The sequence below is a fragment of the Microtetraspora niveoalba genome (assembly GCF_001570405.1).
Lineage (GTDB): Bacteria > Actinomycetota > Actinomycetes > Streptosporangiales > Streptosporangiaceae > Microtetraspora > Microtetraspora niveoalba.
On record NZ_BBYM01000015.1, the window covers coordinates 149,967 to 167,117 of the forward strand.

Below are 17,151 nucleotides of genomic sequence, written 5' to 3' on the forward strand. Positions count from 1 at the left end.
CACGGGTTTCGCCCGGTGTGGAGTAAGTTGCTGTAATGGCCGACACCGACGCGCTCACTTTCCCGCCGGTCGACCTCGCCCCCGACGAGGAGCTGGTGCGGGCCGTGCCCATGGTGCCGCTCGTGCGCGACGCCGTACGGCTCGCGCGGTGGACCGGGGTGCGCGAGGTCACCGAGGGCGGGCTGCTGACCGACGACGACGCGGCGACGGCGGTCCGCGAGCTCGGTCTCGAGGCGCGCTGGCTCCGCCTGCTGTGGATCGTCGCGGTGAACGGCCGCCTCATCGAGATCACGAAAGCCGGCGCCCGGCCGGGCCCGGCCGCCGCCCACGACCTGCTGGAGTTCTGGGACGGCGTGGTCATGGACGTGCTGGACCGCACCGACGAGGGGCTCACCGGCTCCGGCGTGATCGACGAGCACCTGACCGAGATCCTCGCGACCATCTACTCGGTCCGGTCGGGGATGCCGGTCGCCGCCCTGGCCTCGGGCATCGTGCAGGCGCACGAGGTCGGCTGCCAGGCCCGTCCGGGGGAGCTGCGGCGCCTGCGGATGACGCTGCCGGCCGAGCTCGCCGACGCGCTGGCCCTGCTGGAGTACTGCGGCCTGATCGAGCCCGCCGCCGAGCTCGTACGGCTGACGCCGCTCGGCGTGTGGGCGGTGCGGCGCGACCTGCTGAGGGAGGGCCACGACGCGCCCTCGCTGCACGAGGTGGCGGGGTTCGCCGAGCTGGGCGCGGCCGAGCTGATCGAGGCGATGCTCGCGGGCAGGGCGTCGTCGAGCGTCGCCACGCTGTGGCTGGAGCGGCGGATCCCCGAGGACGCGGCCCGCGAGCTGGTCAAGATCGCCGCGTCCGGCAACGCCGCGCAGCGGGGCACCGCGGGCACCATCCTGGAGGAGCTGGGCCCCGAGGCCGAGCCGGCCGTCCGCGAGGCGCTGGCCGAGCCGATGATGTGGCGGTACGCCGCGGCGTGGCTGGGCGTCCGCGACCTGGAGGCGCCCGCGCTGGGCGAGGGCGACGGCGCCTGGGTGGCCGTGGACACGCTCGCCGCCCTGCTCTACATCGGCTCCGGGGGCGAGTCGGTCGGCCAGATCGACATGCTGGGCGAGGACCTGCGCACGCTGGTCCCCGAGATGGGCCGCACCGACCATCCCGACGCCCTGGCCGTCCTGGAGATGCTGGGCCGGCACCACCCCGACGTGGTCATCGCCAAGTCGGCGCGCAAGACCGCCATGAAGGTCCGCTCCCGGCACGCCTGATCCGCGTTCCCGTTTGTGAACACCGCCCAGGTCGTGCCCGCCGTCGCCCGGGGCACTCGTACGATCAGGGCGTTCGGGGCGCGCGGCCGCGGTACCGGAGCACGAGCATCGAACCGCCGACCAGTGGCCGGGGAGAACAGATGGTCGATTCGGTGTGCCGTCGTTTCGAGGAGGCGTTCGCGGCCGGACGCGGCAGGCCGAGCTTGTCGACGGGCCGGTGGAGTCGCTGATCGGGTCGATCCACCGGATCAACGCCCGTGCCGAGTGGCGAGTGGAGAAGGAGCTGATCTGTCTCCCCCGGGCGGCGGAGGGACGGATGGGTGGCGTCGGCGATGTGCCCGCAGGGGTGTGCGCAGGACCCTTGACGTCATGTTGCTGAAATTCATGACCGCTTTGGTGCTGATGACCGCCCCGGCGCGGGCGGTCGGGCCACCCGCACCGCAGGAGCTCGGCGCGTTGGTCGACGAGCACGTCACCACGACGATGGCCGAGGAGAAGATCCCGGGCGTGGCGGTGACCGTGGTGGCGGGCGGCGAGCGGGTGGTGCACAAGGGGTACGGCTGGGCCGACGCGGAGCGGCGGGTGCCGGTGGATCCCGAGCGCACCCGGTTCCTCATCGGCTCGGAGACCAAGTTGTTCACCGCCCAGGCCGCCCTGCAGCTCGTCCGCGCGGGCAAGCTGGACCTGGACGCGGACGTGAACACCTACCTGAAGTCCTTCCAGGTCGACGACGCCTACCCGGGCCGCCCGGTCACGTTGCGGCACCTTCTCACCCACACGGCCGGGTTCGACGAGGGCTACGTCGTGGGCAGCGCCTCGGACATTCTGCCGCTGGGCGAGGCGCTCGCCGCGCACCAGCCGGCGCGGGTGCGCCCACCCGGCACCGGGGTGTCCTACAGCAACTACGGGGTGGCGCTGGCCGGATATCTGGTGCAGACCGTGTCGGGGACGCCGTTCGAGGAGTACGTGAAGCGGCGGGTGTTCGAGCCGCTCGGCATGAACGACTCGGTCATCGCCTGCGGCGGGCTGCGCGGCACCAAGGCCTACCTGGTGGACGGGACGCCGACGCCGGTCGACTGCGCGGACTTCGCCGCCTCCGGCGCCGGGCCGGCCTCGACCGCCGCCGACATGGCCGTCTACCTGCAGGCGCAGTTGTCGCGGGACGCGCGGCTCGGGGCCGGGATCGCGGCCGAGATGCAGCGCCGGCAGTACAGCGAGCATCCCGGTCTGGCGGGGATGGGGTTCATGTGGGAGGAGCGGCCGTACAAGGGGCATCGGCTGCTGTTCAAGGGCGGCGACATGCCCGGCATGCACACCTACATGTTCCTGCTGCCCGAGCAGGGCATCGGCGTCCACCTGATGTCCAACGGCGACGGCACCAGCCGGCACGGGCTGGACGGGTTCGCGCTGGTGCAGAAGATCATCGACCGGTACCTGCCGGAAGCGGCGCCGCCGAAGGTCACGGCGCTGGCGGGCGCGTCCTCCCGCGCCTACGAAGGCTGGTACCGAAGCAGCGGCGTCAGCCGCGGCAGCCTGCTCAAGGTGCAGGCGTTGACGGACACACCCGTGCACGTCAGTGCCGCCGCCGACGGCAGCGTCGTCACCACCGGGCTCGGCGGCCGGGAGCAGCGCTGGATCCAGTTCGAACCCGGCGTCTTCCAGCAGCAGGGCGGATGGAGCCGTGTCGCCTTCCCCGAGCCTGGTCAGCTCGTGCTCGGCGGCCAGACGGTCGTGTTCGACCGGATCGGCTCGCTGGAGCATCCGTGGCTGCACCTCGGCCTGCTGGCGTGGGCGGTGGCGGTGTCGGCGATCGCCGTGGTGGGGTATCCCGTGGCGCTGGCCGTACGCAGGGTGCGCGGGCGGGTGGTGCGCGGGCCGTGGGCCTGGCGGCTGGCGGCCTGGCTCGGCGGCGTCGCGGTGGTGGTGTTCGTGACCGGGTTCGGCTCGTTGCTCGCTGACGAAGGCCGGGCGTTGCCGCTGGTGCTGCAGGGGGCGCCGGTGCTGATCGGGCTGCTGGTGCTGGCGACGCTGACCGTGGCACTGGCCGTCGCCCTGCTCGCCGGTGCGGTGCTCGCCTGGTGGCGGCGCTGGTGGCGGACGTGGGCCAGGGTCGGCTACACGATGGTCACGACGGGCGTCGTCGCGTTCGCCGTAGTGGCGATCTTGTACAACTTCGTCGGCCCGCCGTACACCTGAGTAGGATTTCGTTCCCGATATGTCAGCTATCGTCCGATCAATCCGCTGGATTCCCCATCTGGCCGTGGACCTTGCGATCGCCGTGGTGGTGCTCGCCGCGCAGTCGGCGCCCTTCATCCTGACCGTCCGGGAGGCCGACCCTGTGACGGGCTACACGCTCGGGCAGTACCTGCCCGTGCTCGGCCTGGCGCTGCCGCTGATCTGGCGGCGGCGCGCACCGCTGGCGGTTCTGGCGGCGGTGACGGCCGCAGCGGGCGCGTACCTGCTCAACGACCCCGACACCGCCCCGCAGCCGATCCCCTACGCGCTGCTGATCGCGATCTACACCGTGGCCGCGTACGGCTCACGCCGGACCCGGGCCTGGGCGCTGGCCCTGCTCGTCGCGAGTGCAGGAACCCAGCTCGCCGGGCTCGTCCTGAACACGCCCAGCGCGGACACCACGGTGCGGGCGCTGGTGATGTACGTCGCGGCCTGGGCCATGGGCCGGGCCACGGCCAACCGGCACACCTACGCCCGCCAGCTCGAACGCGACAAGCGACGGGAGGCGGAGCGGGCCGTCGAGCGGGAGCGCGCGGCGATCGCCCGGGACATGCACGACGTCCTCGGGCACGCCATCAGCCTCATGGTGGTGCAGGCGGAGGCCGGACCGCTGACCGTACGCCCGGACCCGGGGCGGGCCGAGGCCGCCTTCGACGCCATCGCCGCGAGCGGGCGCGAGGCGATGGAGCAGCTGCGCCGCCTGCTCGGCATGCTCGGCACGTCCGCTCCCGGCGCTCCGCCGACCGCGGCCCGGATCGAGGCGCTGGTGCACAGCGTGGACCGGGCCGGGCAACGCACCACGCTGACCGTCCACGGCACACCGCGCCCGCTGCCCGCCGACGCGGATGCCGCCGCCTACCGGATCGTGCAGGAGGCGCTCACCAACGCGGTCAAGCACGCCCGGGCGACTGCGGTCGCCGTCGAACTGGACTGGAGGCACGACCCGCTCGTGATCGCCGTCACCGACGACGGCCGCGGGCACACGGGCGGCTCGGGCCACGGGCTGATCGGCATCCGCGAGCGGGCGGCGGCCTGTGGCGGGTCGGCGTCCTTCGGCCCCGGGCCGGACGGGCGCGGCTTCACCGTCACGGTGCACCTGACGGGAGCCGCCTTGTGACGATCCGCGTCGTGGTCGCCGACGACCATGAGCTCGTGCGCAGCGGCTTCGCCCTGATCTTGGACACCCAGCCGGACATCACGGTCGTGGCCGAGGTCGGCGACGGCGAGCAGGCCGTCGCGGCGGTCCGCGCGCACGCACCCGACATCGCCCTGCTCGACATCCACATGCCCGTCATGGACGGCATCCAGGCCGCCCGGACGATCTGCGCCGAGACCGGCACCAAGGTCGTCATCCTGACCGTCTTCGACCAGGACGAGTACGTATACGAGGCACTGCACGCCGGTGCCAGTGGCTTCCTGCTCAAGGACGTGCGGCGCGACGACCTCGTACACGCCGTCCGGGTCGTGATGGCCGGGCAATCGCTGCTGGCGCCCGTCGTGACCAGGAAGCTCATCGACGACCTGGTCCGCCGCGAGGCCCGCCCGCCGATCGTGATACCGGGGATGGACACCCTGACCACCAGGGAGCGCGAGATTCTCGCCCTGCTCGGCCAGGGGTTGTCCAATCCCGAGATGGCGGTGGCCCTGGTGGTGAGCGAGCACACCGTGAAGACCCACGTCAGTAACGTGCTGTCCAAGCTCGGCTTGCGCGATCGTATTCAGGCGGTCATCTGCGCCTACGAGTCCGGCCTCGTCCAGCCGGGCCGCTGGCGCCGCTAAGGGGGCGCGGCCGTGACCTGACGCGAGACCGCGGCGAGCCCAGCAGCGCGGTCGTGGCGCGGCTGCGGTTGCTGTCGACCTTGACGGCGATCAGTTCGCCCGATATCGGGACCTCCGCCGGCCTCGCGCGGCCGCGCTCGTCATTCGGGATCGGTGCCGGAGGACCGTAAACTGGGCTGATCCCTGGAACTTGACGTACCCCGATGTGAACGGAGCCGTCTGTTGGCCATTCAGCCGATCCGCCTGTTCGGCGACCCGGTGCTGCGCACCCCGGCGGAGCCGGTGGTGGATTTCGACAAGGAGCTGCGCCGGCTCGTCAAGGACCTCACCGACACGATGATGGACGCGCCGGGCGCCGGGCTCGCCGCGCCGCAGATCGGTGTCGGGCTGCGCGTGTTCACCTACTACGTGGACGACCAGCTCGGCCACCTGATCAATCCCGACCTCGACCTGTCCTCCGAGCTCGACGAGGAGGGCGAGGAGGGCTGCCTGTCCTTCCCCGGCCTGTCCTTCCCGACGCCCCGCTCCATCAGGGCCGTGGCCAAGGGTTTCAACATGCACGGCGAGCCCGTCGTGCTGGAGGGCACCGACCTGATGGCGCGCTGCTTCCAGCACGAGACCGACCATCTCGACGGCGTGCTCTTCATCGACCGCATGGACGCCAAGCAGCGCAAGCAGGCGATGCGGGCGATCCGCGAGGCCGAGTGGAGCGGGCTGTCCTCCCCGACCGTGAAGTTCTCCCCCCACGCGACGCGGGGGAGGGCCCTGTAGTGCGCCTCGTCTTCGCCGGCACACCGGACACCGCGCTGCCCTCGCTCCGCGCGCTGCTGGACTCGCCCCGGCACGAGGTGGTCGCCGTCGTCACCCGCCCGGACGCGCAGTCCGGCCGGGGGCGCAAGGTCCACCCGAGCCCCGTGGCCCAGCTCGCCGACGAGGCGGGCATCGAGGTGCTCAGACCGGCGAAGGCCGGGGACCCCGGCTTCCTCGACCGGCTGCGCGAGATCGGCCCGGACTGCTGCCCGGTCGTCGCGTACGGCGCGCTGCTGCCGCAGGCGGCGCTGGACATCCCCCGGCACGGGTGGGTCAACCTGCACTTCTCGCTGCTGCCCGCCTGGCGCGGCGCGGCCCCGGTCCAGCACGCGGTGCTGCACGGCGACGAGATCACCGGCGCCGCGACCTTCCGCATCGTCAAGGAGCTCGACGCCGGCCCCGTCTTCGGCGTGGTGACCGAGCCGGTGCGGCCGGACGACACCAGCGGCGACCTGCTCGGCCGCCTCGCCGAGTCGGGCGCCGAGCTGCTCCTCGCCACCCTGGACGGCATCGAGGACGGCACGCTGGAGGCCCGCGAGCAACCGCACGACGGCGTCAGCCTCGCCCCCAAGATCGACATGGGCGACGCCCGGGTGGACTGGACGGCCACCGCCATGCGCGTCGATCGCCTGATCCGCGCGTGCACGCCCGCCCCCGGCGCGTGGAGCGAGTTCCGCGGCCAGCGGCTCAAGGTCGGCCCGGTGCGGCCCGCGCCCGACGCGGACCGGCTCGGCCCCGGAGAGATCAGGGCGACCAAGAGCAGCGTCCTGGTCGGCACCGCGAGCCACCCGGTCGAGCTGGGCGAGGTGCAGCCGCAGGGCAAGCGCCAGATGACGGCGGCGGAGTGGGCGCGCGGCGTCCGCGTGACCGGCGAAGATCGGCTGGGCTGAGCGATCGTGAACAAGGACAACCGCGGCCGCCGCGACCACGCCGGACAGAAGCCCACGGGACACGACCGGGCCGGGCAGAACCGCGGGCAGGGCGGCGCCGGGCAGGGGCCCTCCGAGCAGCGCCGTACCGGACAGGGCGGCGGCGACCAGGGACGCGGCGGACCGCAGCGCCCGGGACAGCGCGGCGCGGACCGGGGCCGTGGAGACCGGGGCGGGCGGCGCGGCCCGGCCAGGCCGGTCAGGGACGAGGCGCGCAACGCCGCCTACGACCTGATGCGCGCCGTCGACGAGCGCGACGCGTACGCCAACCTGCTGATGCCGACGCTGCTGCGGCAGCGGAGGCTCACCGGAAGGGACGCCGCGCTCGCCACCGAGCTGGCGTACGGCACGCTGCGCGGCCTCGGCACGTACGACGAGGTCATCGCGATGTGCAGCGACCGCCCGCCGGAGGAGGTGGACCCGCCGCTGCTGGACGCGATCCGGCTCGGCGTCCACCAGCTCCTGCGGACCCGCATCCCTCCGCACGCCGCGGTGAGCGCGACCATCGACCTGGTGCGGCTCCGCGTCGGGAGCGGCCCCGCCCGGTACGCCAACGCCGTGCTGCGCAAGGTCGCCACCCGCACGCTGGAGGAGTGGTTGCCCATCGTGGCGCCGCCGCGCGAGGAGGACCCGGTCGGGAACCTCGCGGTGACCTACAGCCACCCCGCCTGGATCGTCGCCGCCCTGCGGGACGCCCTCGGCGGCGACGCCGAGGAGACCGCCGCGCTGCTCGCCGCGGACAACGACCGGCCCAGGGTGGCGCTGGTGGCCCGTCCCGGCCGCTGCACGCTCGACGAGCTCGTCGCCGCGGGCGCCGAGCCCGCCGCCTACTCGCCGTACGGCGCCTATCTGCGGGAGGGCGACCCGGGCGCGCTGCCGGCGATCGGCGAGGCGCGGGCGGCCGTGCAGGACGAGGCGAGCCAGCTCGTCGCCCTCGCCCTCACCCGGGTCCCCCTGGAGCGGGACGCGCGCTGGCTCGACATGTGCGCCGGGCCCGGCGGCAAGGCCGGGCTGCTCGACGCGCTCGCCACGCTGCGGGGAGCGCGCCTGCTCGGCTCCGACGTGCAGTATCACCGCGCCCGGCTGGCCTGGCAGGCCACCGCCGAGGCCAAGATCATCACGGCGGACGGCACGGAGCCCGCGTGGCGGCCGGGCGTGTTCGACCGGGTGATGCTGGATGCGCCCTGCACCGGGCTGGGCGCGTTGCGCCGCCGCCCCGAGGCACGCTGGCGGCGCGACCCGCGCGGCATCCCCGAGCTGACCGCGCTGCAGCGGAGGCTGCTCGCCACCGCGCTCGACGCCGTACGGCCCGGCGGGGTGGTGGCGTACGTGACGTGCTCGCCGCACCTGGCCGAGACCCGCGCGGTGGTCGGCGACCTCGCCGGGGACGGGCGGGCCGAGATCCTCGACGCCAGGGAGTACCTCCCGGAGGTCCCCGGCCTCGGCGACGGCCCGTACGCGCAGTTCTGGCCGCACCGCCACGGCACCGACGCGATGTTCCTCGCGCTGCTCCGCCGCAGGTGAGACACGGCCGTGCGGGCGTGATGGGTTGGAAGGCCGGTGATCGCGTAGACGGTCACGGTCGGCCATTTCGCGCGCCCGCGCCGAGGCCGTGGACCGGGCGTTCGATCTGAATGGGACAAACGATACTAAAGTGAATATTGAGGCGATTGCTGCCTAAGAACGCCTGGCGATAGGGGCGGAGGTTCGCCTGCGGGTCGATGTGAGCCGCGAACAGGCGCGGACGGGGTTCCACCCGGATCATCCGCTGGGCTGCCGTCGACGCCGAGCCCCGACCGTGTGGTGTTCGAGCACGTCATCGATGCTCTGGTCCGTCGGCATGCCTGTCCATCCGCACCCAGTTGTGCAGCGTGTATCGGGTCTCCACGGCACAGGGAAGCGCGCACCGAGGCTCCTGGCGGAGAGGCGGCGTAGGGACCGGAAATTCCCACCAGGACCCTCTTCCACGTCCGCTCGCCTCCGCCCGAGCGTCGTCTTCATCGCCCTGAACCCGCAGGTCAAAACTGCTAACCGCCTGAGTCCCTGGTGTTGGCATTGGCTCCACACTTCCCGTGGTGGGCATAGTCAAAGGAAAACCGAACCCGCTAGTATTACTGAGTGGCAGCTCAACGACCGAATGCGATGGCGAGCCCGGGTGGCAGTAGGCGTGCGGCTTTATATGCAAGAGCTGTCAGCGGGCAAGAGCGGCTGGGGCTTGGTGACGCTGCGCGAGTGCGCGGTCTTGGTTTGCAATTATCAGTGGATATCACATTCGAATCGTGGGAGCGGATAGGAAGGAATCTCAGTCTGCTGGGCAATTCCACGGCGTGGTGGCTCGGTGACTGGCTCGTCTTCGGAGAAGAGTTCTTTCCTGATCGATACACTCGCGCGGTCGAGAGCACGTCGCTGGCGTATCAGACCTTGCGTAACTACGCGTGGGTCGCGCGTGCCTTCCCGCTGTCCCGTCGACGGGACAAGCTGAGCCTGCAGCACCACCTGGTGGTAGCCGCGCTGCCCGAGCACGAGCAGGAGGACTGGCTGACCAGGGCGGAGCGCGGTATGTGGTCCCAGCGGCGGCTCCGGCAGGAACTGCGGGCGAGCAGGCAGGAACAGTGGCCTGCCGAGTCGGGGACGACGAGCCTGGTTCTGAAAGTGCCGCGGGAGAGCCGGCGGCGCTGGGAGGAAGCGGCCGGCGCGGTCGGCCTGGCGGTGCCCGACTGGATCGTGCAAACGCTCGACGAGGTCGCGGCCGACTGCTGACGAGAACGCTCCGGGGGCAGATCAGGTGAGGTCGATCTGTTCGCCGATGATTGGATAACCAGCCCTGTCGAAGATCCGGGCCATGGGGATGTTGGCCAGGTCGGTGGTCGCGGCAATTTCCTCCGCACCCTGCTCGACGAGGAAGCGGGTGATCTCGGCCAGCATGTCGTAGCCGTACCCGTGACCGCGTTGCGCCGCGACGACGCCGATGAACCCGACGACCGGCCGGGTGTGGTTACGTGCGGGCACCGCCAGGCCGACCAGCTCCCCGTCCCGTGTCCATGCCGTTCGCCACCACTCGCGGGGGGACGGATACCAGCGCAGACCGGCCAGCTCCTCGCGGGCGGCGGCCTCGACGCCGCCGGTTTCGACGCGATCGCGCGCGTGGTCGACCAGCGTGCCGGTCATGATCTGGCACAGTGCGTCGAGGATGACGTCGTCGTCGGGCTCGGAGCGGAACTCGAGCCGGTCGGTGGTGGTGGGCGGAGTCAGGTCCGTGCCCCACAGGTACCGCAGGCGCTGCGCCGTGAGCCGCATGCCGGCCTGTTCGGCGGCAGCGATGCGGGGCTCGATGACTCCGCGGAGCACCGGGTCGTCACGCCAGCCACTCGGGAGCTGCATGCTGTGCTCGACACGGTACGGCGCTGCCTTCAGCAAGGCGACACCATCGGCGGGGTCGTCGAAGTCGAACCAGTCCAGGCAGCGCGGCGTGGTGTCCGAGGGGCCGCCCCACCACCCGGCCCTCGCGACGACCAGGCCGTTGCGTATGGCGACCCAGCTCCATTCCGGTCGATACTGACCTTCGCTGGAGAGCGCCCGATAGCCGTGATGAGTCGGTACGAGCCCGAGAAGCTCTGGATCGGGGCGGGAGAGAAACAGTTCTTCCTCGCCCTCTTCGAGAGGTCGAATGATGAGTTCCGGCACGGCATCTCCTAATGACGGCGTAGCAGAAGAACCCCGGGGAGCGGTTCTAACCTAGCTGATTTCGGGTGAATCCCGTGATAGTTTTCCGGCGAATGCTCGCGGCCGGGCGTTCACCTGGTTTCGCCTGCGTTCAGGGCGATCCGCCGCCTGATCGTGGCATGCATGGGGAGGGTGTGACGATGGCGCCGGTCGATTCTCTTATTTTTCCCGCATCGTTCGATCAGTATCGGAATTGGCTCGTCGAGCAGCTCATTCCGGGAACGGCGGCTTACCATATCCCTTTCGCGCTGCGGTTACGCGGAAAACTCGATGTCGACGCGGTGCGGCGAGCACTCACCACGGTCGCCGCCAGGCACGATGCGCTCCGTACGACGGTCACGGAGGTTGACGGGGAAGTCGTGCAGGTCGTCCGGTCTGAGGCGGAGCTGACGCTGCCGTTGCGCACGATCGATGAAAGCGAACTCAGCGCCGTGCTCGCCGCCACGTGCGCGGCGCCGTTCGACCTGCACGAGGGGCCGCTGGTGCGTGCCGCGCTCTTCCGCCTCGCGCCGGACCACCACGTGCTCGCGGTAACGATGCACCACATGATCTCGGATGTGTGGTCGTGCGGGCTCTTCGTCGATGAGTTGGCCGCCTTCTACAACGATCCGTTCCAGGCGCGAGCCGAACCTGCCCTGCAGTACGGAGACTTCGCGATCTGGCAGCGCGAACAACTGGACGGCGAACGCGCTGGACGGCTCATCCGCTTCTGGCGCGCGGAACTGGCCGGGATGCCCGGCGAGCTGGACCTCCAGACGGACCGGGCGCGGCCCTCGGTGCAGACGCTGGAAGGCGCGGCCGAGCCGGTCCGGCTGCCCGAGGCGGTGTCGGCGGGCATCCAGGAGCTGTGCCGTCGCGACGGTGTGACACCGTTCATGGTCCTGCTCGCGGCGTTCCAGGTGGTGCTGCGGTTACGGTCCGGACTGGACGACATCGTGGTCGGCACCGGGGTGTCCACTCGTGAACCCGGGACGGAAGACGTCATCGGCTCGTTCGTGAACACCGTCCTGCTGCGTACCTCGCTGGCAGGCGATCCCTCCTTCGAGGAGCTCGTCGGCCGGGTGAAGACGACGACGTTGAACGCCCTCGAGCACCAGGACCTGCCCTTCGAACGGCTCGTCGACGAGCTCGCCCCCGACCGTGACCTCAGCCGCAACCCCTTGACTCAGGTCATGCTCGTCATTCAGAACGCGCCGCTTCCCGAGCCGAGCTTGGCGGGGCTGACCTCCGAACGGGTGCCGGTGCCCCGGCACGTGTCCCAGCTCGACCTGAACGTGCAGCTGTGGTCGGACGGCGTGACGTACACGGGCTTCGCCGAATACTCCACCGCTTTGTTCGACGCGGCCACCGTGCGCGGCCTGATCGATCAGTTCGAGCGCGTCCTGTCGCGGGCGCTGTCCGACCCGGGCCGCCCGATCGGCGAACTCGGCCTGCCCACGACGGAGGAGCGGGAGCTGGTCCTGCGGACGTGGAACACCACCCGCGCGGAGGGCGAGGCCCCTGCTTTCCCCGGGGACTTGGCCCGCCAGGCCGTCGCCACACCCGACGCCGTGGCGGTGAGGGCCGAGGACACGCTGACCTACCGGGAGCTGAACGCCCGGGTCAACCGCCTGGCCAGGCTGCTCGCCGCCAGAGGGCTGCGGCAGGAACAGCTGGCCGCGGTCATGATCCCGCCCTCAGCCGATCTGGTGGTGGCGCTCCTGGCGGTCTTGAAAGCCGGCGGCGCCTACCTTCCGATCGACCCTGACTACCCGGCAGAACGGATCGCGTTCATGCTGTCGGACGCCAGGCCGTCGATGGTGCTGACCGTCGGTGCTCTGCGCGGGCTCCTGGCTGACCCGGCGGAGGTCCTGGAGCTCGACCACGACGACATCCGGGCCGCTCTGCGGGACTGCCCCGACATGGAACCGGGGTTGACGGTGCCGCGCGAGGCCGCCGCCTACGTCATCTACACCTCGGGTTCGACAGGTGTTCCGAAGGGCGTCGTGGTCTCGCGCGGCGCGCTGGCGAACTTCCTGGCGGCGATGGGGGAGCGCATCCCGCTCAGGCCCGGCGACCGTGTGCCGTCCGTGACCACCATCGGGTTCGACACGGCGGCCCTGGAGCTCTATCTGCCGCTGACCTGCGGGGCGAGCATCACGATGGTCCCACGCCAGGTGGTGCGTGATCCAGGCGCGCTCGCCGACGTGCTCAAGCGTGACGGCGTCACCATGATGCAGGCCACGCCCTCGCTTTGGCAGACGCTGGTGGCGGCGCGCCCTGAGTGCCTGGACGGGCTGCGCGTCCTGTCCGGCGGTGAGGCGCTGACGCCGGGCCTGCTGTCCGGCCTCCGGCAGGCGGGAGCCGAGGTAAGGAACCTTTACGGGCCGACGGAGACGACCGTGTGGTCCACGGTGTCCGGCGCCCTGGAGGACGACAGGCAGCCCACGATCGGCCGGCCCGTCAGGAACACCCAGATTTACGTGCTCGACGCCGTCCTGCGCCCGGTTCTCCCAGGGCAGCGGGGCGAGGTCTACATCGCGGGCGACGGGCTGGCCCGCGGGTACCTGGGTAGACCGTCGCTCACCGCGGAACGCTTCACGGCGTGTCCGTTCGGCGCGCCGGGAACGGTCATGTATCGCACCGGCGACCTCGCGCGCTGGACGTCACACGGCGAGCTGGAGTATCTGGGACGCGCGGATGACCAGGTGAAGCTCCGGGGGTTCCGCATAGAGCCCGGCGAGATCGAGACCGTGATCGGCGGACTCCCCGAGGTGGCGCGGGTCGCGGTCGCCATCCGCGACATCCGGGGGGCCGGCCCACGCTTGATCGCCTACGTGGTGCCGGCCTCGGGCCGCGACGTGGTCCCGGCGGACGTGCGTGCGCACGCCGCGCGGTTCCTGCCGTCACATTTGGTGCCGGGCGTGGTCCTGACCGTGGCCGAACTCCCGCTGACCCCCAACGGCAAGCTCGATCGCAGGGCCCTGCCCGAGGTGTCCGATCCGGTGACCGCCCAGCGGGCCGGCGGCGCGCCGTCCACGCCTGGGGAAAAGGCGCTGTGCGAGGCGTTCTCCGAGGTCTTGGGTGCCGACCGGGTGGGAGTGGACGACGGCTTCTTCGACCTCGGTGGCGACAGCATCCTGGCGATCCGGCTGGCCGGCGCGGTTCGCAAGTCGGGGCTGGCGATCTCGGTGCAGAGCGTGTTCCAGCACCAGACGCCACGCGCCCTGGCGTGTGTGGCGGAGCCGCTGGAGCGGGAGACGGCTCATGTGGACGGCCCGCTCACGCCGCTGACGGAGACCGTCAGGGCACGGTACCCGGGAGCGCGGGAGGCGTGGCCGCTCACGCCCCTGCAGCGGGGCATGGTGTTCCACAGCCTGCTCGGCGAGCAGGGGCCCGACGTCTACGCCGCGCAGACCGTGCTCGACCTCGACGGCCCGCTCGACGCATCGGCCCTCCAGACGGCCGCGCAGGCGCTGCTCGACCGGTTCCCGAACTTGCGTGTCGCCGTCCACGAGGACGTTCAAGTCGTGGTGGAAGGGTTGCGGGTGCCGTGGCGCGAGGTCGACCTGAGCGTGCAGGCCGATGGCCGGGAGCAGGCCGCCGCGATCCTGGAGGAGGAACGCGACCGCCGCTTCGACTTCGCCACGCCGCCGCTGCTGCGCTTCACGCTGATCAAGTTCGGACCCGCCGCGCACCGGCTAGTCGTGACGTACCACCACCTGCTCATGGACGGGTGGTCGATGCCCGTCCTGCTGCGCGCGCTGACGGCCTTGTACGATGGCGCCGCCCTGCCGGAGGCCACGCCGTACGAGACCTATCTGCGTTGGCTGCTCGCCCAGGACGGCGAGGCCGCGACGGCCGCGTGGCGCGCGGCGCTCGCTGGGGCGGAGCCGACCAGGCTCGCCGCCTCCGTGGCCGCCTCCTCCCGATCCTCCCGCCCCGAGCGCCTCGACGCGATCCTGCCGGATCTGACAGCCGCGTTACGCGGGCTCGGCCTGACGGCCGGCACGGTCCTGCAAGGGGCCTGGGCGGCCGCCCTGCGCCACCTGACCGGCCGCGACGACGTAGTGTTCGGCACCACCGTCTCCGGCCGGCCACCGGAGATTCCGGGGGTGGAGGAGATGGCGGGGCTGTTCATCAACACAGTCCCGGTCCGCGCCGTGCTCCGGCCGGGCAGGAAGATCCTGGACAACCTCGCCGACCTGCAGTGCCGCCAAGCCGAGCTCGCCGCCCACGCGCACCTCGGCTTGGCGGCCATCCAGGCGGCGGCCGGCGGCGAGGAGCTGTTCGACTCGTTGCTGGTCGTCGAGAACTACCCGATCGGCCAGGCCGCGGTGATGGGCGCGGTGACCGTGACCGACGCCGAGATCCACGACACGACGCACTATCCGGTCGAGCTGCTGGCCTTGACCTCCCAGCCTGGTGGCCCGCGACTGGTCCTGCGCTTCCGTCCCGACGTCTTCGGCAGGGAGCGGGCCGAGTGGGTCCTGGCCTGTGTCGTGCGGTTCGTCGAGGCGTTCGTCGTGGATCCCGAGCGGGCCCTCGGCCTGGTCGACCTGCCGGGAAGGTTTCCCGCGGAGCCCGTCGAGACGCCGCGGACGCGGCGGACGACCATCCACGCGCTCGTCGAACACCAGGCCGCGATCGCCCCCGACGCCGTCGCCGTCGTCTCGGGGGACGACCGGATCACCTACGGGGAGCTCGACGCCTGGGCCGACCGGCTGGCACGCGCGCTCGTCGCGCGGGGAGCGGAACCGGAGCGGCTGGTCGCGCTTTCGCTGCCGCCTTCGATCGAGCTGGTGGTCGCCATGCTCGCCGTGCTCAAGGCCGGCGCGGCGTACGTGCCGATCGATCCGGAATACCCCTCGGCCCGCCGCGACATGATCCTGCGTCACGCCAGGCCCGTCGCCGTGATCGACTCCCTCGACGATGTACGGGCCGCTGACGGGCAGGCAGCCGACATCGCTTCGGCCGGCCCGGCCACCCTGGCGTACGTCATCCACACCTCCGGCTCCACAGGGACGCCCAAGGGGGTCCTGATACCTCACCACAATGTGGTGCGGCTACTCGACACGACCTGGCCGGACTTCCGCTTCGGCCCGCAGGATGTGTGGACGCTGTTCCACTCCTCCGCCTTCGACTTCTCGGTCTGGGAGATCTGGGGCGCGCTGGCGCACGGAGGGCGTCTCGTCGTGGTCCCTAAGGACATCGCGCGATCTCCGGCGGATTTCCTCGACCTGCTGGCCGAAGAGCAGGTCACCGTGCTCAACCAGACACCCTCCGCCTTCGGCAGGCTCGCCGCCGCGGAGCGGGACAGCGAGGTAGGGCTCAGCCTCCGTCTGGTGATCTTCGGTGGGGAGGCACTCGACCCCCGGCGGCTGGCGGAGTGGTTCGCCAGGCACGGCGACCAGCGGCCCGCCATGGTCAACATGTACGGCATCACCGAGACCACCGTCCACTCCACTCTGATGCCGCTCGGCAAGGACATCCAGGGCAGCGTCATCGGCAGGAGCCTGCCCGACCTCCAGGTGCACGTGCTCGACTCCGCGCTGCGCCCGACACCTCCCGGGGTCCCAGGCGAGATCTACGTGGGCGGCGCCGGACTGGCCAGGGGCTACCTCGGCAAGCCCGGGCTGACCGCGGAACGGTTCGTGGCCGACCCCTACGGGCCACCCGGGTCGTTGATGTACCGCTCGGGCGACCTGGCCAGGCGGGGCGGCGACGGCGAGCTGCAATATCTCGGGCGCGCCGACGACCAGGTCAAGATACGCGGCTTCCGTGTCGAGGTCGGCGAGATCGAAGCGGCGGCACTGCGGCACCGGCTCGTCTCGGACGTGGCCGTGGTCATGCGCGCGGAGCACCACGGCGACACGCTTGTCGCCTACATCGTCACCCACGACGCGGACGAGGCCGTGCCGGGGCTGCGCGAGCACCTGCGCGCCACGCTGCCGCCGCACATGCTGCCCGGCGCGATCGTGCCGGTCGACGCGATCCCCCTGACCCCGAACGGGAAGCTGGACAGGAACGCCCTTCCCGCGCCGTCCGGCGACAGACGGCTCGGCGTTCCGTACCGGCCGCCGAGCACCGAGCTGGAAAAGCGGCTGGCCGAGGTGTGGGCCCAGGTGCTCGGCGTGCCGCGGGTGGGCGCCGATGACGATTTCTTCGATCTCGGTGGGCAGTCGCTGCTCGCACTGGCGATGATCTCGGCGATACGCGAGGTGCACGGCATCGAGGTGTCGGTGCGCGCGCTGTTCGAAGCGCCTACGTTGGCCGGACTGGCCGCGCGGTTGGCGGATGAGTCCCAAGAGGCTGCGAGCCAGGCGCTGATCGAGCGGTTACCCCGGGGTGGCTTCGACGCCGCCGACGTCGCGGACATGTTCGACGATCTCACCTCCGAAGAGCTGCGAGAGCTGCTCGGAGACGGTTCATGAGCGGAG

The 17,151-nt window shown here is 71.5% G+C and carries 10 protein-coding genes; 9 read left to right on the top strand and 1 reads right to left on the bottom strand.

The genetic code is table 11. From position 1 onward, the window contains the following. Positions 1 to 35 precede the first annotated feature (35 nt). The 8 genes from AWQ70_RS15625 to AWQ70_RS39865 all read left to right on the top strand — a co-directional run bounded on the left by AWQ70_RS15625 (position 36) and on the right by AWQ70_RS39865 (position 9,769). Entirely contained in the window at positions 36 to 1,256 is a 1,221-nt protein-coding gene (locus AWQ70_RS15625) for a hypothetical protein (protein ID WP_067176294.1), read from the top strand. Positions 1,257 to 1,625: 369 nt separating this feature from the next. Further along, complete coding sequence (locus AWQ70_RS15630; protein ID WP_067176298.1) at positions 1,626 to 3,452, top strand: serine hydrolase domain-containing protein; 1,827 nt, start codon at positions 1,626 to 1,628, stop codon at positions 3,450 to 3,452. A 64-nt stretch (positions 3,453 to 3,516) separates the two neighbouring features. Then, positions 3,517 to 4,608 (top strand): sensor histidine kinase, encoded by a 1,092-nt coding sequence (locus tag AWQ70_RS15635; protein WP_245646977.1) that lies wholly within the window; start codon positions 3,517 to 3,519, stop codon positions 4,606 to 4,608. Then, positions 4,605 to 5,270, top strand: coding sequence for a response regulator (locus AWQ70_RS15640; RefSeq protein WP_067176305.1), 666 nt, complete (start codon positions 4,605 to 4,607; stop codon positions 5,268 to 5,270). Before AWQ70_RS15635 ends, AWQ70_RS15640 begins: the two co-directional genes overlap by 4 nt. A gap of 222 nt (positions 5,271 to 5,492) precedes the next feature. Further along, positions 5,493 to 6,041, top strand: a complete 549-nt coding sequence (def, locus tag AWQ70_RS15645; RefSeq protein ID WP_067176308.1) for a peptide deformylase — start codon at positions 5,493 to 5,495, stop codon at positions 6,039 to 6,041. Continuing rightward, positions 6,041 to 6,970, top strand: coding sequence for a methionyl-tRNA formyltransferase (fmt, locus tag AWQ70_RS15650; RefSeq protein WP_067176311.1), 930 nt, complete (start codon positions 6,041 to 6,043; stop codon positions 6,968 to 6,970). Before def ends, fmt begins: the two co-directional genes overlap by 1 nt. 6 nt (positions 6,971 to 6,976) lie before the next feature. Beyond that, positions 6,977 to 8,533 (top strand): RsmB/NOP family class I SAM-dependent RNA methyltransferase, encoded by a 1,557-nt coding sequence (locus tag AWQ70_RS15655; RefSeq protein WP_084517127.1) that lies wholly within the window; start codon positions 6,977 to 6,979, stop codon positions 8,531 to 8,533. A 618-nt stretch (positions 8,534 to 9,151) separates the two neighbouring features. Then, positions 9,152 to 9,769: an LmbU family transcriptional regulator gene (locus AWQ70_RS39865; RefSeq protein WP_281196987.1), complete on the top strand. Its 618-nt coding sequence runs from the start codon at positions 9,152 to 9,154 to the stop codon at positions 9,767 to 9,769. 21 nt (positions 9,770 to 9,790) lie between these two features. Here AWQ70_RS39865 and AWQ70_RS15665 read toward each other — a convergent pair whose 3' ends face one another. Next, positions 9,791 to 10,693 carry a GNAT family N-acetyltransferase gene (locus AWQ70_RS15665; protein WP_067176316.1) on the bottom strand — a complete coding sequence of 301 codons (903 nt, stop codon included), beginning with the start codon at positions 10,691 to 10,693 and terminating at the stop codon, positions 9,791 to 9,793. A gap of 179 nt (positions 10,694 to 10,872) precedes the next feature. On the opposite strand from AWQ70_RS15665, the gene AWQ70_RS15670 reads away from it, so the two are divergent. Continuing rightward, positions 10,873 to 17,145, top strand: a complete 6,273-nt coding sequence (locus AWQ70_RS15670) for a non-ribosomal peptide synthetase (protein ID WP_169808672.1) — start codon at positions 10,873 to 10,875, stop codon at positions 17,143 to 17,145. Positions 17,146 to 17,151: the final 6 nt, after the last annotated feature.

Coding starts and splice junctions, on each gene's coding strand:
- AWQ70_RS15670 (WP_169808672.1), top strand. CDS start 10,873: ATGGCGCCGGTCGATTCTCTTATTTTTCCCGCATCGTTCGATCAGTAT.
- AWQ70_RS15630 (WP_067176298.1), top strand. CDS start 1,626: ATGTTGCTGAAATTCATGACCGCTTTGGTGCTGATGACCGCCCCGGCG.
- AWQ70_RS39865 (WP_281196987.1), top strand. CDS start 9,152: ATGGCGAGCCCGGGTGGCAGTAGGCGTGCGGCTTTATATGCAAGAGCT.
- AWQ70_RS15625 (WP_067176294.1), top strand. CDS start 36: ATGGCCGACACCGACGCGCTCACTTTCCCGCCGGTCGACCTCGCCCCC.